Origin of the sequence: Thermus tengchongensis, assembly GCF_021462405.1 — a bacterium.
Lineage (GTDB): Bacteria > Deinococcota > Deinococci > Deinococcales > Thermaceae > Thermus > Thermus tengchongensis.
In genome coordinates, this window is sequence record NZ_JAKEDU010000003.1 from 177542 (window position 1) to 197350 (window position 19809).

General features: G+C 68.3%; 21 protein-coding genes and 1 tRNA gene. 10 read left to right on the forward strand and 12 right to left on the reverse strand.

Annotated elements, in window-relative coordinates; genetic code table 11:
• Positions 1-73: 73 nt before the first annotated feature.
• From L1087_RS05490 to pfkA, 3 genes are read left to right on the forward strand one after another with little or no spacing between them, the layout of a single operon-like run.
• Positions 74-571, forward strand: coding sequence for a TFIIB-type zinc ribbon-containing protein (locus L1087_RS05490; protein ID WP_015718352.1), 498 nt, complete (start codon positions 74-76; stop codon positions 569-571).
• A 1-nt stretch (position 572) separates the two neighbouring features.
• Positions 573-1382, forward strand: a complete 810-nt coding sequence (rsmI, locus tag L1087_RS05495) for a 16S rRNA (cytidine(1402)-2'-O)-methyltransferase (protein WP_234557984.1) — start codon at positions 573-575, stop codon at positions 1380-1382.
• Positions 1379-2347, forward strand: a complete 969-nt coding sequence (gene pfkA / locus L1087_RS05500) for a 6-phosphofructokinase (protein WP_038041044.1) — start codon at positions 1379-1381, stop codon at positions 2345-2347. The genes rsmI and pfkA overlap by 4 nt, the downstream gene beginning before the upstream one ends.
• A gap of 27 nt (positions 2348-2374) precedes the next feature.
• Here pfkA and L1087_RS05505 read toward each other — a convergent pair whose 3' ends face one another.
• From L1087_RS05505 to L1087_RS05525, 5 genes are all read right to left on the reverse strand, one after another.
• Positions 2375-2830 (reverse strand): hypothetical protein, encoded by a 456-nt coding sequence (locus L1087_RS05505; RefSeq protein ID WP_135259238.1) that lies wholly within the window; start codon positions 2828-2830, stop codon positions 2375-2377.
• 16 nt (positions 2831-2846) lie between these two features.
• Positions 2847-5195 carry a phenylalanine--tRNA ligase subunit beta gene (gene pheT, locus L1087_RS05510; protein ID WP_234557985.1) on the reverse strand — a complete coding sequence of 783 codons (2349 nt, stop codon included), beginning with the start codon at positions 5193-5195 and terminating at the stop codon, positions 2847-2849.
• On the reverse strand, positions 5192-6253 hold the full coding sequence (gene pheS, locus L1087_RS05515; RefSeq protein WP_234557986.1) for a phenylalanine--tRNA ligase subunit alpha: 1062 nt from the start codon (positions 6251-6253) through the stop codon (positions 5192-5194). The genes pheT and pheS overlap by 4 nt, the downstream gene beginning before the upstream one ends.
• Before the next feature lie 244 nt (positions 6254-6497).
• Positions 6498-7157 carry a DUF5639 domain-containing protein gene (locus tag L1087_RS05520; protein WP_234557987.1) on the reverse strand — a complete coding sequence of 220 codons (660 nt, stop codon included), beginning with the start codon at positions 7155-7157 and terminating at the stop codon, positions 6498-6500.
• Between the two features lie 121 nt (positions 7158-7278).
• Complete coding sequence (locus tag L1087_RS05525) at positions 7279-8328, reverse strand: MFS transporter (RefSeq protein WP_234557989.1); 1050 nt, start codon at positions 8326-8328, stop codon at positions 7279-7281.
• Positions 8329-8349: 21 nt separating this feature from the next.
• Between L1087_RS05525 and L1087_RS05530 the strand changes: the two genes are divergently transcribed.
• Genes L1087_RS05530 through L1087_RS05540 form a run of 3 tightly spaced genes read left to right on the forward strand, consistent with a single transcriptional unit; the run spans position 8350 to position 11905 of the window.
• Positions 8350-10464 carry a primosomal protein N' family DNA-binding protein gene (locus tag L1087_RS05530; protein ID WP_234557991.1) on the forward strand — a complete coding sequence of 705 codons (2115 nt, stop codon included), beginning with the start codon at positions 8350-8352 and terminating at the stop codon, positions 10462-10464.
• Between the two features lie 36 nt (positions 10465-10500).
• The gene (alr, locus tag L1087_RS05535; RefSeq protein WP_234557993.1) at positions 10501-11580 is read left to right on the forward strand and encodes an alanine racemase; all 1080 of its coding nucleotides are present in this window, start codon (positions 10501-10503) and stop codon (positions 11578-11580) included.
• A 4-nt stretch (positions 11581-11584) separates the two neighbouring features.
• The gene (locus tag L1087_RS05540; RefSeq protein WP_234557994.1) at positions 11585-11905 is read left to right on the forward strand and encodes a DUF3208 domain-containing protein; all 321 of its coding nucleotides are present in this window, start codon (positions 11585-11587) and stop codon (positions 11903-11905) included.
• 62 nt (positions 11906-11967) lie between these two features.
• On the opposite strand, the gene L1087_RS05545 is transcribed toward L1087_RS05540, so the two are convergent.
• The 4 genes from L1087_RS05545 to L1087_RS05560 are packed head-to-tail and all read right to left on the reverse strand — an operon-like array spanning position 11968 to position 15563.
• Positions 11968-12666, reverse strand: a complete 699-nt coding sequence (locus L1087_RS05545) for a glucodextranase DOMON-like domain-containing protein (RefSeq protein ID WP_234557995.1) — start codon at positions 12664-12666, stop codon at positions 11968-11970.
• 8 nt (positions 12667-12674) lie between these two features.
• Positions 12675-13928, reverse strand: a complete 1254-nt coding sequence (locus tag L1087_RS05550) for a gluconeogenesis factor YvcK family protein (protein WP_386083492.1) — start codon at positions 13926-13928, stop codon at positions 12675-12677.
• Positions 13909-14730: an RNase adapter RapZ gene (rapZ, locus tag L1087_RS05555; RefSeq protein ID WP_234557996.1), complete on the reverse strand. Its 822-nt coding sequence runs from the start codon at positions 14728-14730 to the stop codon at positions 13909-13911. The genes L1087_RS05550 and rapZ overlap by 20 nt, the downstream gene beginning before the upstream one ends.
• An 8-nt stretch (positions 14731-14738) precedes the next feature.
• Positions 14739-15563, reverse strand: coding sequence for a CPBP family intramembrane glutamic endopeptidase (locus L1087_RS05560; RefSeq protein ID WP_234557997.1), 825 nt, complete (start codon positions 15561-15563; stop codon positions 14739-14741).
• Between the two features lie 191 nt (positions 15564-15754).
• On the opposite strand from L1087_RS05560, the gene L1087_RS05565 reads away from it, so the two are divergent.
• Positions 15755-16039, forward strand: a complete 285-nt coding sequence (locus tag L1087_RS05565) for a hypothetical protein (RefSeq protein ID WP_130840729.1) — start codon at positions 15755-15757, stop codon at positions 16037-16039.
• Here the strand turns inward: L1087_RS05565 and L1087_RS05570 are convergent.
• Together L1087_RS05570 and L1087_RS05575 are read right to left on the reverse strand one after the other, a co-directional pair.
• The gene (locus L1087_RS05570) at positions 16036-16599 is read right to left on the reverse strand and encodes a cob(I)yrinic acid a,c-diamide adenosyltransferase (RefSeq protein ID WP_038048496.1); all 564 of its coding nucleotides are present in this window, start codon (positions 16597-16599) and stop codon (positions 16036-16038) included. The genes L1087_RS05565 and L1087_RS05570 overlap by 4 nt on opposite strands.
• A 109-nt stretch (positions 16600-16708) precedes the next feature.
• Positions 16709-16785, reverse strand: a tRNA-Arg gene (locus tag L1087_RS05575).
• 53 nt (positions 16786-16838) lie between these two features.
• Here L1087_RS05575 and L1087_RS05580 point away from each other — a divergent pair.
• Positions 16839-17048 carry a hypothetical protein gene (locus L1087_RS05580; protein WP_234557998.1) on the forward strand — a complete coding sequence of 70 codons (210 nt, stop codon included), beginning with the start codon at positions 16839-16841 and terminating at the stop codon, positions 17046-17048.
• On the opposite strand, the gene L1087_RS05585 is transcribed toward L1087_RS05580, so the two are convergent.
• Entirely contained in the window at positions 17016-17237 is a 222-nt protein-coding gene (locus L1087_RS05585; protein WP_234557999.1) for a hypothetical protein, read from the reverse strand. The two genes, L1087_RS05580 and L1087_RS05585, sit on opposite strands and share 33 nt — an antisense overlap.
• Positions 17238-17454: 217 nt before the next feature.
• Between L1087_RS05585 and proB the strand changes: the two genes are divergently transcribed.
• Both proB and L1087_RS05595 read left to right on the forward strand, forming a co-directional pair.
• Positions 17455-18558: a glutamate 5-kinase gene (proB, locus tag L1087_RS05590; protein ID WP_234558000.1), complete on the forward strand. Its 1104-nt coding sequence runs from the start codon at positions 17455-17457 to the stop codon at positions 18556-18558.
• Positions 18555-19808: a glutamate-5-semialdehyde dehydrogenase gene (locus L1087_RS05595; RefSeq protein ID WP_234558001.1), complete on the forward strand. Its 1254-nt coding sequence runs from the start codon at positions 18555-18557 to the stop codon at positions 19806-19808. The genes proB and L1087_RS05595 overlap by 4 nt, the downstream gene beginning before the upstream one ends.
• Position 19809 lies beyond the last annotated feature (1 nt).

Consider the following 19809-nt stretch of genomic DNA (forward strand, 5'->3'; position numbering starts at 1 on the left):
CTGGGAAAGGGCGGGGCCTGGCCGAGGGGCCAGGCCCTTTTTAAGCGGCTTACAATGGGGTTGGAGGGGATTTATGGTCTGCCCGGCGTGCGGGGAAACCCTGGAGCTGGAGGGGTACAAGGCGGGGGACCTCGTGGACTGCGAGGCCTGTGGGGCGGTCCTGCGCCTGCTTTCCGACGGCACCCTGGAGCTGGTGGAGGCCCCCCCCGAGGAGGAAGGGGAGGCCCTTTGGGGGCTTACCGCCTATGGGGAAGGGGAGGAGGCGGTTCTGGTCTTTTCCGACGGCACCTTGGAGGAGGAGGTGCGGACCCTCAAGGCCGACCTCCTGGAAGCCCTTCGCCGCTTGGAGGAGGGGGTGGGGGAGGAACCCCCCAAGGAGGCCGAGGACGAACCCAACCTGGAGCCCGACTACCTGACGGCCCATGTGGAAACCGACCAGGGCCCCATGGCCCTGCGCCGCATCCTTTTCCCGGGAAGCCCGGACCTTTTGGAGTTCACCCTGCCCTCGGGCTCGGTGTACCAGTTCACCTTCCGCGAGGTCCAGGAGCTTCTCAAGCCCATCCTCCTCTAAGGTGCGCCTGGTCCTGGTCCCCACCCCCATCGGCAACCTGGAGGACATCACCCTAAGGGCCCTAAGAGTTCTAAGGGAGGTGGAGGTGGTGGCCTGTGAGGACACCCGGCGTACCGGGCTTCTCCTCCGCCACTACGGCATCCCTACCCCCACCCTGCGCCTGGACCAGCACACGATGGGAAAGGCCAGGGAGCTCCTTTCCCCTTACGCTTACGTGGCCTACGCCACGGACGCCGGTACCCCGGGCATCTCCGATCCCGGGGCGGAGCTGGTGCGGCTGGCGTTAGAATGGGGCTGGCGGGTGGAAGCGCTTCCGGGTCCCACCGCCCTCATCCCTGCCCTGGTGGCCTCGGGCCTGCCCACCCACCGCTTCACCTTTGAGGGGTTTCTACCTAAGGGGGGCAAGGAGCGCAAGGAACGGCTTTGGGCTCTGGCCCGGGAAGGGAGGACCGCGGTGCTGTACGAAAGCCCCCATCGCCTGCAAAAAACCCTGGAGGACCTCATGGGGGTCTACGGCCCTGGGCATCCCGTGGCCGTGGCCCGAGAGATCAGCAAGGTGCACGAGGAGATTTTCCGGGGAACCCTGGAGGAGGCCTGGAGGCACTTTCAAAACCCCAGGGGCGAGGTCGTTTTGGTGCTGGGACCCAAAGAGGCGCCGCCTGTGGAGGCCAACCAGCTCTTGGAGGAGCTAAAAGCCCAGGGCCTTAAGGGTAAGGCGCTTTTCTGGGCCCTTTTGCAAAGAGGGGTTCCCAGGAACGAGGCTTACCGCTTGGCCCTTTCAGGGGAGCAGGAACCAGGGGAGGAGGAATGAAACGCATAGGGGTCTTTACTTCCGGTGGCGATGCTCCTGGGATGAACGCAGCCATCAGGGCGGTGGTGCGCCAGGCCTATGCCTTGGGCCTCGAGGTGATCGGCATCCGCCGGGGCTATGCGGGCATGATCCTGGGGGAGATGGTGCCCTTGGGGGTGCGGGATGTGGCCAACATCCTTCAGCGGGGAGGAACCATCCTCCTCACCGCAAGAAGCCAGGAGTTCCTCACGGAAGAGGGCCGGGCCAAGGCGGCGGAGAAGCTCAAAGAGGCGGGCATCGAGGGCCTGGTGGCCATCGGAGGGGATGGAACCTTTCGCGGGGCCATGCGCCTTTTGGAGGAGCATAAAGTCCCCGTGGTGGGGGTGCCTGGCACCATCGACAACGACCTTTACGGCACCGATTACACCATTGGCTTTGACACTGCGGTGAACACGGCCCTCGAGGCCATAGACCGCATCCGCGACACCGCCGCCAGCCACGAGCGGGTCTTCTTCATCGAGGTCATGGGGCGGGATTCCGGGTTCATCGCCCTGGATGTGGGGCTGGCCGGGGGGGCTGAGGTGATCGCCGTGCCCGAGGAGCCCGTGGACCCCAGGGCCATCGCCGAGGGGCTTTTGGAATCCCTGCGCCGGGGCAAGTCCAGCTCCATCGTGGTGGTGGCGGAGGGGGCCTACCCCGGGGGAGCAGCGGGGCTTCTTGCCGCCATACGGGAGCACGTGCCGGTGGAGGCCCGGGTCACGGTCCTGGGCCATATCCAGCGGGGGGGAAGCCCCACGGCCAAGGACCGCATCCTGGCAAGCCGCTTGGGGGCAGCGGCGGTGCAGGCCCTGGCCGGGGGGACCAGCGGGGTCATGGTGGGGGAGGTGGAGGGGGAGGTGGAGCTCACCCCTCTCAAGGAGGCGGTGGAGCGCAAGAAGGACATCAACCGCGCCCTTCTAGCCCTATCGCGGGTTCTTGCCCTCTAGATAGCCTTACGGCTGACCTAGATAGCCTTACGGCTGACCTAGGCCCAGGGCCCGCCTGAGCCAGGGGGAGGACCAGGCCAGACGGAAGGCCTCCCGGGTGAAGGGGCTTTGGCTCACCCCGTCGTAGACCGGAGTGGGAAGGTTTAGGGAGGGGTAGCGTAGGCTCCCGGCGGCGGTTTTTTCCCAGGGATAGCCGGTCCAGATGGCCAGGGCCACGAGGAGGCCTAAAAGGAACCCTCCCAGGGAGCCCAGAAGGACCTCGAGGCCCTGGGAAAGGGAGGGAAGGGGGAGGTTTTTGGCCAGAAGCCCCAGGAGAAGCCCCAGGCCCAGACCCCACCAGGGGCCGGCAAGCCCCACCTGGGCCAGCAGGAGGTAGAGCGCCACCCCAAGCCCGGCGAAGGCCCCTTGGAGGCCGCTCCGGTAGCCCCAGGCCAGGGCCACGGCCAGGCCTAGCAGGGCCAGGAGGTCCACCCAGGTGAGCATGGTCTCAGTTTACCGCTTAGCCCCGTATATTCCAGCCCCGGGTTCTTAAGGCCGCCACGAGGCGGGCCATGGCCTCCTCCACCTCCTCGTCCTTGAGGGTGCGCTCGGGGTGGCGGAAGCGCAGGTGGAAGGCCAGGCTCTTCTCCCCCTCCCTGAGGGGTGGGCCCTGGTAAAGGTCAAAGAGCCGAAGGCTTTCCAGATAGGGTCCCGCCGCCTGGCGAAGAAGGGCCTCCACCTCCCCGTAGGGCACCTCCTCGGGGACCACCACCGCCAGGTCCCTGAGGGCCAAGGGATAGCGGGAGGGGTCCTGGAGGCGGAAGGGCTTTTCGGGAAGGGGGAGGTGGAGCTCAAAGATGTAAACCGGGGGAAGCTCGAGGGCCTTGAGGATCTCCGGGTGCACCTGGCCCAGGAATCCCTTTTCCTCCCCGGCCACCCGCACCTTCCCCGAAACGCCGGGATGGAGGAAGGGGTAGGGATGGGCCTCCACCCTGAGGTCCAGGCCCAGCCGGTTCAAAAAGGCCTCCAGAAGCCCCTTGAGGAGGGGGTAGCCGGAAAGCCTTTCCCCATGGGGAAGCCCCAGGCCTTCCCCAAAGAGGAGGCCTGCCAGATGGGTTTCCTCCCTCACCCAAGCCCCTTCTTTCCCGAAAACCCTGCCCACCTCAAAGAGGAGGGCTCTTTCCGGGCGGTCCAGGGCCAGGTTTTCCTTGAGGAGCCTGAGGAGGCCGGGGAAGAGGTGGGTCCTCAGGGCGGCCTTTTCCGGACTCAAGGGATTTTTGAGGTGCCAGGGGGGCGAGGGAAGGCGGAAGAGGGCGGCCTCCTCGGGGTCCATGAAGCTATAGGTGTAAACCTCCTGAAAACCGAGGCCCGAAAGGAGTTCCCGCAGGCGGCGTTCCCTTTGGTAGGGCCTCTCCACCCCCCGGTTGTCGGGGGCGGGGAAGAAGGCGGGAAGGTCCAGGGGGATGCTTTCGTAACCCTGGATTCGGGCGATCTCCTCCACCAGGTCCTCTTCCAGCTCGAGGTCTAGGCGGCGGCTAGGGGGTGTGACCCAGTAGGGACCTTCCCCCTCTACCCGGCAGCCCAGGCGCCTTAGGATGCCAAGCTGGACCTCCTCCGGGTACTGGGTCCCGAGGAGCTGGTTGGCGTACGCGGGGCGGAAGGGAATGGGCTTGGGCGCCTGGGGGGTTCCTTCCTCCAGGATGGTCTCCGCCACCCGGGCCCCTGCCAGGGTCTGGAGGAGGCTTAGGGCCCTTTGGGCGGCGGGTACCTGACCCAAGGGGTCCACCCCTCGCTCGAAGCGGTAGCTGGCCTCGGTGCGCAAGGCCTGCCGCCTGGCGGTCTTGCGGATGGAAACGGGGTCAAACTGGGCCACCTCCAGGGCGATGGCCCGGGTGTCTTCCCGCACCTCGCTTTCCGCGCCCCCCATGACCCCGGCGAGGCCAATGGGGAAGCTTTCCTCTCCCCGGTAACCGGCGATCACCAGGTCCTCGGGGTGAAGCTCCCGCTCCACCCCGTCCAGGGTGCGGAGCCTTTCCCCGGGGCGTGCCCGGCGCACCCGGATGCCCTCCCCGATGAAGCGCAGGTCGAAGGCGTGCATGGGCTGGGCCCGTTCCAGCATCACGTAGTTGGTGATGTCCACCACGTTGCTTATGGGCCTCATCCCGCAGGCGAAAAGGATGCGTTGGAGCCATAGGGGGCTTGGCCCCACCTGGAGGCCAAAGGCGTAGGAAAGGGTGAAGTGGGGCGCCCCCTTGGGGTCCTCCACCCGGAGGCCAAAGGGGATGGGTACGTTTTCCGTTTCCAGCCGCACCTCGGGCAGGACCAGGCTGTAGCCCAAGGCGTGGAGGTCAAGGGCTAAACCCAGGATCCCCAGGGCATCTGGGCGGTTGGGGGTGACCTCGATGTCCAGCACCACCTCCTCGGGCCAGGCCTCGGCCAGGGGGGTGCCGGGGGGGAGGGCCTCCGGGGGGAACTCCAGAAGCCCGCCGCCGTACTCCCCCACCCCCAGCTCCTTGGGGGAGAGGGCCATCCCGTGGGAGACCACCCCCTGGATGGTCCTTTCCCCGATTTTGAGCCCATTCACCTCGGTGCCGGGAAGGGCCAGGGCCACCCCGATGCCTGCCCGAGCGTTTCCCGCCCCCGAGACCACCTCCACCACCTTCCCCGCGTCCAACAGGAGGCGCTTGAGGCCGGTGCCGGGGATGGGGTGGGCCTCGAGGACCCGGGCGAAGACCACGCCGCCGGGGATCTGGAAGACCTTTTCCATGCGGTCGGTCTCAAACCCCAGCCCCGCCAGGCGCTCCTCCAGCACCTCGGGGCTTTCCAGCTCGGGCACGTACTCCTTAAGCCAGGAGAAAGGCACCCTCATAGAACCCCCCGGAACTGTTCCAGGAACTTAAGCCTTCCCCCGAAGAAGTAGCGGATGTCGGGGATGCCGTAGCGGAGCATGGCCAGCCGCTCCACCCCCAGGCCGAAGGCGAAGCCCGTGACCCCTTCATAGGCCGGGGGGAGGCCTAGGGTCTTGCGGTACGCGTCCACCGCCTGGAAGACCTTGGGATGGACCATGCCGGCTCCTCCCAGCTCCAGCCACTTCCCGCCCTCCGGCCACCAGATGGCGAACTGGGCTCCCGGCTCCACGAAGGGGAAGTAGACGGGTTGGAAGCGCACCCGGGACTCCGGCCCGTAAAGGGCCTGGGCCAGCTCGTAGATGGCCCCCTTCAGGTGGGCCATGGTGATCCCCTCCCCCACCACCAAGCCTTCCAGCTGGTGGAAGACCGCCTCGTGGGTGGCGTCCGTCTGCTCGAAGCGGAAAACCCGCCCCGGCACCACGATGCGGAAGGGAGGGGTGTGGGCCACCATGTAGCGCACCTGCATGGGGGAGGTGTGGGTGCGAAGAAGGAGCCTGCCCCTAACCTCTTCTCCCAAGGGGCCGGGAAGGCTATGCTCCTCCCCTTCCAGCCAGAAGGTGTCCCACATGTCCCGGGCCGGGTGGTGTTCCGGGATGTTCAGGGCGTCAAAGTTGAAGAACTCGCTCTCCACCTCGGGGCCTTCCACCGCCTGGTAGCCCAGGGAGCGAAAGATCTCCACTAGCTCCCGCTCCATGAGGGTGATGGGGTGGAGTCCCCCGGTGAAAACCTCCACCCCTGGCAGGGAGACATCCTGGCGCTCCCTTTCCAAAGCCCTTTGCAGGGCCTCTTCCACCAGCGCTTTTTCCCGCTCCTCCAAGGCCCGTTCGATGGCCTCCTTGAGGGCGTTTAGGGCCTGGCCCTTCGCTTTCCTTTCCTCCAGGGGAAGGCTGGCAAGGGCCTTCATCTCCTGGGTGAGGAGGCCCTTCTTGCCCAGGTAGCGGGCCTTCAGGGTTTTTAAGGCCTCGAGGTCCTGGGCTTCGCGGATGGCGGCTAGGGCTTCTTGCTCGAGCTCCCGCATCCTTTAGAGAATACCTTGCCCCGTCCCGGGCGTGGGGAGGGTGGGGCAAGGAGATGGGTGGCGCCTCCTTGCGTTCCGTCCCTGGACAGCTCGAGGAGCCCGTTTCCACCCGCTTAAGTACCCCGTCGTGGCTTGCGCCACGACGGGGCCCCAAAGAGGCCATGAGCAGGGCCCTTTGGCTTTGGCCAATGGGGCAACCTTTGCGTGTGGGTGCTTAGTCCAAGCGAGGACCCAAATCCCCTAACTAAAGCGCCTCGGCGAGCCTTCGAAAGGCCTCTGGAGGCTCTGGGGCCCTGCCCCCATCCGCCCAGGAGAAGCGAAGGTCCTTGAGAGGACCCTCGCCCACCCCCATCCCCTGGGGGAAGAGGGGGCGCAGGTCCATTGGCCCCGCCTCCTCCCCGCCGAAGGCCTCCCGGAAGCGGACCACCTCCTTTTCGTGGCCGAAGTGGTACGCATAAAGCCACCCCGCTCCCCCTTCCTCCAGGGCGAAGAGGAAGCGGGGGGCAGGGGAGAGGGCGGGGAACTCGCCGGAAAAAGGTCGCCTGAGGAAGGCGGATGCCCGGCCAGGCCGCAAGCGGAAGACCACCTCCAAAGCCTCGCCCAAAAGCCCAAAGCTCCCCACGAAGGGCCGCACCAGGTCGTAGCCCTGGACGTTCTTCACCACCACGCCCCCCGCCCGCACCACCCGGCCCTTGGGGGTCTTGAAGGTGAGGCCCAGGACCTCCGCGGGGAAGAAGAAGGCCTGGGCGAAGCCACCCCGCGCCACCAGCCCCCCTACCCCTCCTGGGAGCTCCACCGGGGGGAAGGGGGGGAAGAGCCCGGTGCCGGAAAGCCTTGCATAAACCTCCAAAAGGCCAGCCTCCGCGGGGGCCACCAGGTACTGGTCGGCGGCGTGAAGCTCCACGGGGTTATCCTAACCCCCTCATACCCCTTGCTGTTGAAACCTTCCCTCCCTTCGCCTAGCGGGGGCCTTGGATACCCTTTCACCGGGGCCCCCACGCGGACTTTGTCCCCGTGGGGTGGTATCACCTCACGGGGGCCAGGAGGAGGGCCCAAAGGGCCAGGCCCATCCCCAGCGCCACCGCCAGGGGGAAGCTGTGGAGGAAGAGGGGGTAGAGGAGGCCCGCCAAGGTGCCCCCCAGGTAGAAGCTGGCCACGTAGGCCCCGCTCACCCCCGCTCCCCTCCGGCCCGCCGCCCCCGAGGCCAGGCTTTGGGCGGTGAAGAGGGCGGCCATCATCAGGACGAAGCCCAGGACCAGGTAAGGGGGTGGGAGGAGGAGAAGCCCAAGGCCCAGGAGGACCAGGGCGAAGGCCAGGCGGAAGGTGGCCACCGCCCCCAGGCTCCGGGCCAGGGGCCCGGAGAGGGCGCTTCCCGGGATGCCGAAGAGGTAGGCCAGGTAGACCAGGCCCACCTCCCCCGGGCGGAAGCCCAGCTCCAGGAGGCGGTAGGGGAGGAGGTTGGCCAGGAAGAGGTTCAGGAAGAGGAGGATGGCTCCCACCCCGTAGAGGGGAAGGGCGCTAAAGTCGTACCGGGGCCGCCCCAAAGGGGGGAGGCCGCCGGGGGCCCGCAGGAGCAAAAGGCTCAGGAGAAGGGCGGGGAGGGAGAGGAGGAAAAGCGCTCCCCGCACCCCAACGCCCTCCGCCAGAAGCCCCGCCAGCACCCGGCCCAACCCGCCGCCCAGGACGTTCCCCGCCATGTAGACCCCGGCCATCTCCAGGGCCCTTTGGGGGTAGAGGGAAGGGATGAGGGCGATGGCCAAAGCCGGCACCAGGGCGGCCCCCACCCCTTGGAGCAAGCGGGCCAGGGTCCAAAGGGCCAGGCTGGGGCTAAGGGCCCCGAGGATGCCCCCCAGGCCCACCAGGAGGAGGCCCGCCCCCAAGATCCTCCCGGCGGGAAGGGAAAGCCGGGGCACCAGGGGGGAGAGGAGGACGAGGAGCAAAAGGGGTAGCCCCATTCCCGGCCCCGCCGCCCCTGGGGGGGCCCGGAAGAGGGCTTCCAGGAGGGGAAGCAGGGGCACCACCGCGTAAAGGGCGCTGTAGAGGGCCACCCCGGAGAGGACCACCGCCAGGCGCATCCCCCTTATCCTAGGGCTACCATGCGGGTGCTCCAGGTGGCCCTGCCCCTGCCCCTTCCCCCCATGAGCTACCTGCCCCCCTTGGGCCAGGAAGGGGAGGAGGCCTTGGGCCGGAGGGTGGCCGTCCCCTGGCGGGGGGAGGTGCGGGTAGGGGTGGTGGTGGGGGAAGGGGGAAGGCCCTCCCATGCCCTGCGCCACGCCATCGCCTACCTGGACGGGGCGCCCTACCTGCGGGCGGAGGAGGTCCTCTTCTTGGAGGAGGCTGCCCGTTACCTGTTCGCTCCCCTGGGCCAGGTGCTGGCGGACTTCCTGCCCCCTTTTCCCGAGCTCCGCCACCGGGTGCGCCTCTACCCAGGGGCCGATCCCAAGGTGCTGCCCAAGGGCCTCGAGGGCCTGACCGCCTGGCAGGAGGCCAAGGGGTTTGACCCCAAGCTGCTGGACTTCTTGCGGGAGGCGGGGGTCTTGGAGGAGGAGGTGGCCTTCAAGGAGGGCAAGCGGGTCCTCCTCCCCTTGAAGGAGGCCCATCCCGACCCCGCTTTGGACAGCATCCTGCAAACCCTTAAGGCCATGGGCCAGGCGGAAAGCCTCGCCGCCCTGGCCCGGGCCGCGGGGGTAGGAGTCGCCCGGGTGAAGCGGCTTTTGCAAGAGGGCTACATCGGCTACGGGGAGCCCCTCCCTCCTTCGCCTTCGGGGGAGCCCCTGGAGCCTCTCCTTCTCCCCGAGCGTCCCGAGCGGCTGAACGGGGGCAGGTTCCTGGAAAGGATGCGCCTCCTGGCGGGGCTGGTGGCGGAAGGGGACCACCTGGTCCTCTTCCCCGAGGTGAGCCTCTTGGAGCGCTTCCTCCAGCACTTTCCCCAGGCCAGGCCCTACCACGGGGGGCTTTCCCCTAAGGAGCGGGAGGCCCTTTTCCGCAACCCCAAGGGCCTGGTCTTCGCCACCTACGGGGGGCTGCTCCTTCCCTTCACCCCCAGGTCCTTGGTGGTGGTGGAAGAGGGAAGCGAGAGCTACAAGCTCTCCTCGGGAAGCCGGGCCTTCGTGCCCCCCTTGGCGGAGATGCGGGCCAGGCTTCTCGGCATCCCCCTCACCTTCCTCTCCCTGGTGCCCGCGGTGGAGGTCCTAGAGCGGCCGGGCCTCACCTTTCCCGTGCCCAAACCGAGGCTTTTCCTCATCGACCTGAAGCGGGAGCGGGGCCACCCCCTCACCGGGCGCGCCCTAGCCCTCCTCCGCCAGGTGGAGGAAAAGGGCCGCCAGGCGGTGGTCCTCTCCCCCCGCCTGGGCTACAGCGCCCTCCTCCTCTGCGCTGACTGCGGCTATAAGCCCACCTGCCCGGACTGCGCCCTTCCCTTGCGCTACCACAAGGAGGCCAAGGCCCTCCTCTGCCACCAGTGCGGCCACCGGGAGGCCCCTCCCGCCCTCTGCCCGGTTTGCGGCTCCCCCCTCCTGGAGCCCCGGGGGCCGGGGCTGGAGTGGCTTTGGGAGGAGCTCCGGAAGGCCACGGCCTTGCCCCTCTACCGCTACACCAAGGAGGCCAAGGACGACCTCAGCCCCCTGCTGGCCGGGGAGCCGGGGGTGGTGGTGGGGACCACCGCCCTTCTGCGGGCCCCGGTCCTGCCCGAGCTGGCCTTGGTCCTCCTGCCCTATGCCGACGGCTTCCTCTACGACGCGGACTTCCGGGCCGCGGAGCGCTACCACCGCCTGCTTTGGGCCCTCACGGAGCTGCGGCCCGGCCGGAGGCCCCTTCTGGCCCTCCAGACCTACACCCCGGACCACCCCGCCCACCTGGCCCTGTTGGAGGGGAGCGTGGAGGCCTTCCCCTGGGCGGAGAAGGCGTTGCGGGAGCTTTTGGACTACCCCCCTAAGGTGCGCATGGTGAAGCTGGAGGTGGCCCACCGCCTGGAGGCGCGGGCCCTCGAGGCCGCCTTCGCCCTGGTGGAGGCCCTCAAGGGGGTGGCGAAGGAGGGGGAGGTGCTGGGGCCGGCCCCCGCCCCTCTCCCCCGGGTGAAGGGGCAGTACGTCTTCCACCTCCTGCTGAAGGGGACCACGGAGCGGCTTGGGGAGCTTCTTTCCCGCCTGGACCGCCGTCGCTTTAAGCTGGACCCCGACCCCCACCGCTTCGTGGGGCTTTTGGAGGACTGAGGCCGCCCCGCCTTGGCCTGGGGTACCATACCCCTCGTGGAAGCCCGCGCCTGGCTGGAGGTGGACCTCCTGGCCCTTAGGGCCAACTGGAACCTGCTCCGGGCCCGGGCCAGGGGGGAGGTGATCCCCGTGCTGAAGGCGGACGCCTACGGGCACGGGGCCCTGCCCCTGGCCCGCTTCCTAGGGTCCCTGGGGGCGAAGCGGGTGGCGGTGGCCACGGTGGGGGAGGGGCGGGCCCTGAGGCAAGGCGGGGTGGAAGGGGAGGTGCTCCTTTTGGGAAGCCTCCACCCCCTGGAAGCGGAGGAGGCCTTGCGCTGGAACCTGGTGCCCAGCCTCTCCACCCTCGAGGCGGCCAGGGCCCTGGCGGAAAGGGCCCGGGCCCTGGGCCTCACCCCCAGGGCCCACCTCAAGGTGGACACGGGGATGCGCCGGGTGGGCTTTCCCTGGGAGGAGGCGAGGGAGGCCCTTCAGGCGGTGGAGGCCTTGGGGGTAAGGGTGGAGGGGGTCTACAGCCACCTGGCCACCGCCGGGGAGGACGCGGCCTTTGTGGAGGTGCAGAGGGCGCGCTTCCAGAAGGTTCGCGAGGCCCTGGGGGAGGGGTACTTCTACCACCTGGAGAACTCCTACGGCCTCCTCCTCCACGGGGGGGAGAACGTGCGGGTGGGCCTGGCCCTCTATGGCCTCGTCCCCGGCTTTGGCCTCAAGCCCATCCTGCGCCTCCTGGCCAGACCCACCCTGGTGAAGCGCCTTAGGGCGGGGGACCGGGTGGGCTACGGTGGGGAATACCTGGCCCAAGGCGGGGAGTGGCTGGCCACCCTGCCCGTGGGCTACGCCGATGGGCTTCCAAGGGGGGCGGTGCGCTTCGTGCGGGGGCCAGGGGGGGAGCTTCTTCCCGTGGCGGGCCGTATCTCCATGGACCAAACCACGGTCCTCCTTCCGGAACCGCTTCCCTTGGAAGCGGTCTTCGAAGTTCTCTCCCCCGACTTTGGCCCCACGGGCCTCCTGGCCTGGGCCGAGGCCCGGGGCACCATCCCCTACGAGGTGGCGGTGCACCTCTCCAGGAGGCTCCCCCGGGTCTACCGCCACGGCGAGGAGGTGCGGGAGGTTCTAGACTAGCCCCATGCAGGCGGTGCGCCTCTTCCAGGGCTACCTCTGGCACCCCAAGGAGCTTCCCCTAGACCCCAAGGCCCTCCTGCCCGGGGAGGTGGAGGGGGCGAGGCTCCTCCTGGACGAGGTTCCTCCCCCCACCCCCTTCTTCCAGGACGGCACCCCCACCCACACCCAGCGCTTCTACCAGCTCACCCTCCTGGTGCTCACGGAAAAGCCCCCGGAGGCCCTGGAGCCGTTGGCGGAGCGGGTAGCGAAAGGCGTGGAGCCCCTCCTCCAGGCCCTTCCCCCCGGGGTGGGCTGGCTCCTCCTGGAGGACCTCCGCCCCCTTTAGGGGCCTCGGCACCCCGTCGCGGCCCAAACTAGGATGGGGGCTTCGGGAAGAAGCGCGGGCCTTCAGCGCTTGCGCAGGAGGAAAGCAAGCAGCAGGGAAACCCCACCCAGGCCAAAGGCCAAGAGGCTTTCCCGCCGCAGGGTGAGGCCGGGTTTCCTCAGGGGCCGCAAAACCCCTTCCTGGTAGGCCCGAACCTGGTCCAGGGGGTCTGCCGCCAGCAGGTCCACCAAGGGAGGGCTTCCCGGAGGGGCTCCTAGGGTCCAGGGGCCCCCTTCCACGCTTGTAGGCCGCAGGTACCAGGGGGCGAAGGGGTCGAAGAGCCCCACCCCAGCGTAGTAGCCGTAGGGCCCTGGGGGCAGGCCGGTGTCCAGGAGCACCCACTCCCCCTCCCGCCAGGCCCGCACGGGCTCCCGCGCCCCTTCCGGGGTTCTCTTCTCCGCCCCGAAGCCCGTGAGGACGTAGGCCACCTCCCAGCTCTGGCCCTTCGGGGTGTGGAGGCCAGGAAGGAGCTCTTCCTCGCCTTCCTCTTCAGTATCCACCCAGAGGACCACCGTGGCCAGGCTGAAGCCCAGGGGCCCCCCCAGGGGGTTGGGGTAGCGGGCCAGCCGCACCTTCAGGACCAGGCGGCCTTCCCGTTCCTCCCCCGCCAGGGCCAGGAGGTCGGCGTAGCCTTCCCCCGCCTCCCGGTAAAGGGCCGCCTGGGGGTAGAGGTAGGCTAGGCCCTTATCGTCGCCCAGGGGGTCTTGGAAGAGGAAGAGCACGCCCACCTTTATACCAGGCTGAGGAGGGCCCGCACCACCTTGGCGGGGTCGTGCTGGGCCAAAGGGCCCTCCTCCCGGAAGTCCCCGGCCATCACCCGCACCCCGTCCACGGCGAAGGGCCTGGGGTCAAAAGGGACGGGGAAACGCCCTTCGGCCGCATACCGCCTTTGGACCTCCTCCGGGATGGGGGCGGTGTGCACCAGGACCACCTCGGGCCTCCGGCCCAGGTGGTAGGCCACGGCCTTGTAGTGGTCGTAAGCGGTGTAGCCGTCGGTTTCCCCCGGCTCGGTCATGAGGTTGACCACGTAGACCAGGGGTGCCTTGGCCTTGGCCAGGGCCTCCAGGAGGGGCTTGGGGAGGAAGCTGGGGATGACGCTGGTGTAGAGGCTTCCCGGGCCCAAAACCAGGAGGTCTGCCCGGCGGATGGCCTTAAGGGCTTCCTCCATGACCCGCTCGGGTTCGGGTTCCAGGAAGACCTCCTGGATCCGCCCCCTTTTTTCCCGGATGGCCACCTCGCCCACCACCTCTGAGCCATCGCGCAAGCGGGCCTTAAGCCGCACGGCCTCGGGGGTGGCGGGAAAGACCTGGCCCCTAAGCTGCAGAATGGCGTTGGCCTCGAGGATGGCCTGGGCGAAGTCCTTGGCCTCCTGGTTCAGGGTCAAGAGGAAGAGGTTGCCGAAGGTGTGGCCCTTAAACTCCCCCTCCTGGAAGCGGTGGTGCAGGAGCTTGGGAAGGGCAGGGTGGTCGGAAAGCGCCGCCAGGCAGTCCACTAGATCCCCCACCGCCGGCAGGCCAAAGGCAGCCCTAAGCCGGCCCGTGGAGCCCCCGTCATCGGTTACGGCCACGATGGCGGTGGAGTTGGCGGTGTGCTCCTTGAGGCCCCGAAGCACCCGGGAAAGCCCGGTCCCGCCGCCAAAGGCCACCACCTTGGGCCCCTGCTCCAGCCGCCTGCGCACGTAGACCCTTTCCGGCACCGCCTCGGGCTCGGTGAAGGCGGAGAGCATGCTCCGGTTCATGCTCCTTATCCCTCCCACCAGGAGGGCGAGGCCCAAGAGGACGAAGCCCAAGGCCCAGGGTTCCGGGGGTGGGGGAGGGAGGAAGCGGGCGAGGCCGTAAGCCATAAGAAGAACCCCAAGGCCCGCCAAGGCGGCGTAGCGCTTGACCCGCATCCCCGGGTAAAGCCAGCGGAGCGGGGGAAAGCGCCGGGCAAGGCCTTTGGCTGCCAGGTAAAACCCCAGGGGCTTACTCCTCCTTGTCCACATCCCGGTGGCTCACCTCCACCCGGAAGCGGCCCGCGAGTTCCTCGGCGAGCCTTTCCGCCACGGCCACGCTCCGGTGTCTTCCCCCGGTGCACCCGATGGCGGCGGTGTAGAAAGCCCTTCCCTCCCTTTGCGCCCCTTCTGCCGCCAGCCCCACCACGCTCAACAGGGCCCGGTAGTAGGGCTCCCCCTCCTCCCGGAAGACGTAGGCCTTCACCTCTGGGTCCAGCCCGGTCCTGGGCTTGAGGGCGGGGTCGTAGTGGGGGTTGGGCAAGGGGCGCACGTCCAGGACCAGATCGGCTTCCTGGGGCGGGCCCCACTTGAAGCCGAAGGAGAGGAGGCGCAAGAGGAAGCCCGTTTCCTCTCCCAGAAAGCGCGCCAAAGCCTCCTTTAGCGCCCTCGGGGAGAGCTCCGAGGTGTCCAGGATGAGGTGGGCCCTGGCCCGCAAGGGCCCCAGGATGCGGCGCTCCTCCCCGATTTCCCGCATGAGGTTTCCTGCCCCCAGGGGGTGGACCCTGCGGGTCAGGTTGTAGCGGCGGAGGAGGACCTCGGGGCGGGCCTCGAGGTAGACCACCGTGGGCCTCAGTTCGTCCAGAGCCCTTTCCAAATCCCCGAAGAAGGCCAGGGCCCGGGCGTCCAGCACCACCCCCGCCCGCTTCACGCCCCGGCCTTCCAGCTCCTGCAAGAGGGGCTTCCAGAGGCTTGGGGGAAGGTTGTCCACCATGAAGTAGCCCAGGTCCTCCAGGAAGCCCTTGGCCGTGGTCTTGCCCGCCCCGGAAAGCCCGGAAAGCACCAAAAAGCGCATCCCCTTGACTATACCCGCCTCCGGAGCCAGAGGTTGAAAAGGGCCAGGAGGAAGAGCCCAGGAAGCCCCACCACCCCGATGAGGAGGTCGTGGGTGCGCTCCACCAAAAGGAGGGAGAGGCCCGCCACCGCGTTCAGGGTGCCGTGGAGGAGGGCTGCGGCCAGCAGCGAGCCCCCCTTCTCCCGCACGTAGAGGAGGGCGGGGGTGAGGAGGAGGGCGAAGAGGACCATCATGGGCACCCCCAAGAGGGGCTCATGGGGGTAGTTGTGGCCGGAGAGGACCAAAGGAGCGTGCCAAAGCCCCCAGTAAAAGCCGATCTCCAGGCTGGCGGGCCAGAAGCCCCGGTCCCGAAGCCTTTCCCATAGGTACCCCCGCCACATGAGCTCTTCCCCTAAGGCGGCCACCAGGTTCACCGTGGCCCCCGCCAGGAGGCCCGTGAGGAGGAGGATGAGGGGTATGAGGCGGAAAAAGCCCTGCGGGAGCAGGGCGAGGTCCTCCGGGGGAATCCCTCCGTAAAGGGCGGCGAAGCCCCGCCAGGGGGCGAAGGGCAGGCTCAAGGGGAGGGAGAGAAGGCTGAGGGCCACGGGGAAGAGCCAGGCAAAGAGCCAGTAGCGGTTGGGTCGTAAAGCGAGGGGAAGGCGCACCCCTTCCTTACGGGCGAAGTAGAGGGCCACCAGGCCGGGGATCCACATGTAGAGGAAGCCGAAGGCCGTGAGGAGGAGGGCGGTTTCGGGGTTCGCCTCTTCCGGGGCAGGGTTCCAGCGCCCGCCCAGGAGGTAAAAGAGCAGGTAAACCCCCCACGAAAGGCCGAAGGTCCAGTAAAGGGCGCTCATCGTCTCCCGTCCGGGGCCATTCCCGCCGCCTTGGCCCGCACCCCCACCTCATCATAAGTACCCGCACGCAAAGGCCGCCCCACCGACCAAAGCCAAAGCGGCGTGCTCAAGCCCCCTTTGGGGCCCCGTCGTGGCCCAAGCCACGACGGGGTACTTAGTCCCGGACCCGGTTAGGGCCCATAATGGTCCTGATGAAGGCCATGACCTTCTGGGTCAAGCCGCAGAGCTCCCTCGAGGCCCTGCCTGAGGCCAGGGACCTGGTCCAGGACCTCCTGGAGCTTTTCTACGAGTATTTCCCCGAGTACGAGGGGTGCCTGGGCTTCTCCCAGTCCCCCAGAAGGCCGCGCTACCTCTTCCTCTACATGGAAGGCCCTTGTGGCGGGCTTCTGCCCTCGGCGGCGCTCTTTCTAAAGGACCTCTTGGAAACCGCCTTCCCTGGGGCGGAGGTGCGGGTCTACGGCAAGCCCTGGCCCTAGCGGCGTTTCTTCACCAACCATTCCTCTTCCCGCACCCCTTGGCGGGCGTTCACCACCCGGGCCAGGACGAAGAGGAGATCGGAAAGGCGGTTTAGGTAGCGGATGGCCTCGGGGTTCACGGGCTCTTCCCGGCTTAAGGCCACCACCTTGCGCTCCGCCCGGCGCACCACGGTGCGGGCCAGGTGCAAGGCCGCCGCCGCCGGGTGCCCCCCGGGCAGGACGAAGCCCCTAAAAGGGGGGCTTTCCTCCATGTAGCGGTCAATGGCCCGCTCCAAGCCCTCCACGTCCTCAGCGTCCATGCGGGCGATGTTCCGCTCGTAGGGGCTTCCCATACGGGTGGCCAGGTCGGCCCCCAGGTCAAAGAGGGCGTTTTGGATGCGCTCCAAGAGGTCATGGAGGTCCAGGTGCTCCTTGGGCAGGAGGCTTCGGGCCAGGCCGATGGCGGAGTTGGCCTCGTCCACGGTGCCGTAGGCTTCCACCCGGGGGTGGGCCTTCACCACCCGCTCGGCTCCGTAGAGGCCGGTTTCCCCTGCGTCCCCCGTCTTGGTGTAGATCTTCATGGCCCCATTGTAGGGAGTTTGCCGGGGAAAGGAGACTCTGGGGACCCAAAGGCAGTAAAAAGCCACTTCCGGGGTTGCCACCAACCCCGGAAGCTTTGCCTTCTGGACTTGGCGGGCCCGAGAGGATTCGAACCCCTGACCTGCTGATCCGTAGTCAGCCGCTCTATCCAACTGAGCTACGGGCCCAAGCCGACCCTCAAGGTAGCACGGGAAAGCCCCCCTTGTCAATAATGGGCAAGGTGCGGGAGCGGCGTCTGGAAGGCCACATCCTTAGCCTGCTTCAGGAGGCGCTTTCCCTGGAGGAGCTCCACGCCCGCCTGCAACCCCTTTACCCGGGCCTCAAAAAGGCCACCCTCTTCGCCCTTCTGGTGCGGCTCAGGCGGGAGGGGAAGGTGGCCTTCCGGGAAGGGCGCTTCCTAGCGGGCAAACCGCAGGATGCGGACCTCTAGCCCGTCGGACACCTGGACTTCCCACTGGCCGCCCGGGGGCAGGCCCTCGAGGGCAAAGGCCACCTCCCCCGCCCGGTGCCAGAGGCCCAGGGTGGTGCGGGAGCCGTCTTCGGCCACGTGGAAGAGGGAGAAGAAGGGGTAGCCCTGGACGCGCACGCGGAGCCAGCCCTCATCCTCCCGCAGGTTCACTTGGGACGCGGCTTGGGGGAGCAGGGGGCGGTGGCTTCTTAGAGCAAGGTGGTGCCTAGGTAGAGCCTCACTTATAGAGTGGCCGGTTGGGGGAGATTGGTTGACAGGAAGCCGGCAAGACCAGGGTTAATGCGAAAAGGCTGGCTGTTCGGGCTATCCCTCCCACCCCAGCCCGCTCCCTCGGGGGTGCGGATGAGAGGTGCTATCCTGGGCCTTAATGCGGCCTGGGCTTGCGGCGAGGAGGCTGGTCCTGAAGGTGGGGAGCGCGGTCTTGGCTGGGCCTTCCGGCCTGGACTTTCCCGCCATGCGGGAGATCGCCCGCCAGGTGCTGGTCCTGCGGGAGGAGGGGCGGGAGGTGGTGCTGGTGTCCTCGGGGGCGGTGGCGGCGGGAATGGCGGCCACCGGCCTTCCCCGGCCCCAGGACATGCCCCTGAAGCAAGCCTTGGCGGCGGTCGGCCAGCCCCTCCTCATGGCCGCTTGGCGGGAGGCCTTTGCCCCCATCCCCGTGGCCCAGGTCCTCCTCACCGCCGAGGACCTGGCCTCCCGGGAGCGCTACCTGAACGCCAAGGCCACCCTGCAGGCCCTTTTGCGCCTCGAGGCCCTCCCCATCATCAACGAGAACGACACCGTGGCCTTCCAGGAGATCCGCTTTGGGGACAACGACCAGCTCTCCGCCCGGGTGGCGGCCTTGGTGGAGGCAGGGCTCTTGGTGCTCCTTTCCGACGTGGACGCCCTCTATGAGGATGACCCGAAGAAAAACCCCAGCGCCCGCCCCATCCCGGAGGTGGAGCGGGTGGAGGCTGTGCTGGCCCATGCCGGGGAGGGGAATCCCCTGGGAAGCGGGGGTATGCGCTCCAAGCTCCTTGCCGCCCGCATTGCCGGAAGGGTGGGGATACCTACCCTCCTTCTCCCGGGAAGAAGGCCCGGGGTGATCCTCGAGGCGCTGGCGGGAGCTCCCTTGGGTACGTACTTCCATGCCCGTAGGCGGTACCGGGGGCAGAGGGCTTGGCTCTATGGTCTTCTTAAGCCCAAGGGGGAGCTCGTTCTGGACGCCGGGGCGGTGCGGGCCCTGAAGGAGCGGGGGGCAAGCCTCCTGCCCGCGGGGGTGAAGGCGGTGCGGGGGCGGTTCGGCCGGGGAGAGGCGGTGCGCCTCCTTTCGGAGGCGGGGGAGGAGGTGGGGGTGGGCCTCGCCAACTACGCCGCCGAGGAGATCGAGCGCATCCGGGGGCACAAAAGCGCCGAGATCGAGGCCCTTTTGGGCTACCGCTACACCGAGGAGGTGGTCCACCGGGACCACCTGGTCCTGAAGGAGGAAGCATGAGGGTTGAGGATCTTGAGGCTACCCTGAGGGGCATGGCGGAGGCGGCCCGGGCCAAGCTTCCCGCCCTCGCCAAGGGGAACCGGGATGCGGCCCTCCTGGCCATGGCCCAGCTTTTGCAGGCGCGCTGGCAGGAGGTGCTGGAGGCAAACAGGGAAGACCTAAAGGAGGCGGAGGCCGCTGGGCTTCCCAAGGCCAAGCTGGACCGGCTCGCCCTGCGGGAAAAGGACCTAATGGCCCTCACCGAGGGCCTCCGCCAGATCGCCGCCTTGCCGGACCCCTTGGGGCGGATCGAAGGGCTTAGCAAGAGGCCCAACGGCCTCCGGGTGGGCCGGATGCGGGTGCCCTTGGGCCTCATCGGCTTCGTCTACGAGGCCCGCCCCGGGGCCACGGTGGAGGCGGTCTCCGTGGCCCTGAAGGCGGGGAACGCCATGCTCCTCAGGGGGGGCAAGGAAGCCTTCCGCTCCAACCGGGCCCTGGTGGCCCTCTGGCACGAGGCCCTGGAGGCGGCGGGCCTGCCCAAGGAGGCGGTCAGCCTGGTGCCCACCACGGACCGGGAGGCCATCCTGGCCCTGTGCCGCTTAGAGCTTCTGGACCTCCTCATCCCCCGGGGGGGCGAGGAGCTCATCCGCCTGGTGCAACGGGAGGCCCGGGTGCCGGTTTTGGCCCACGCCAAGGGGGTGAACCACCTCTACGTGGACGAGCGGGCGGATCTTTCCATGGCCCTCCGCCTGGCCCTGAACGGCAAGACCCAGCGGCCTGCGGTGTGCAACGCCCTCGAGGCCGTCCTGGTCCACGAGGGGGTGGCCGAAGCCTTCCTTCCCCTGCTGGAGAAGGCCATGCGGGAGCGGGGGGTGGAGCTCAGGGCCTGCCCCAAGGCCCTTCCCCTCCTAAAGGAGGCCGTCCCCGCCTCCGAGGAGGAGTGGGACCGGGAGTACCTGGACTTGATTCTCCGGGTGAAGGTGGTCTCGGGGCTGGAGGAGGCCCTGGCCCACATCGCCCGCTTCGGCTCCCGCCACACGGAGGCCATCTGCACGGAAGACCCCAGGGCCGCCTGGCGCTTTTTGGAAGAGGTGGACGCGAGCCTCGTCCTCTGGAACGCCTCCACCCGCTTCAACGACGGCTTCCAGCTGGGCCTGGGGGCGGAGATCGGCATCAGCACCTCCAAGCTCCACGCCTACGGCCCCATGGGGCCCCTGGAGCTCACCACCACCAAGTGGGTGGCCCTGGGGGAGGGGCAGGAGCGGGAGTAGG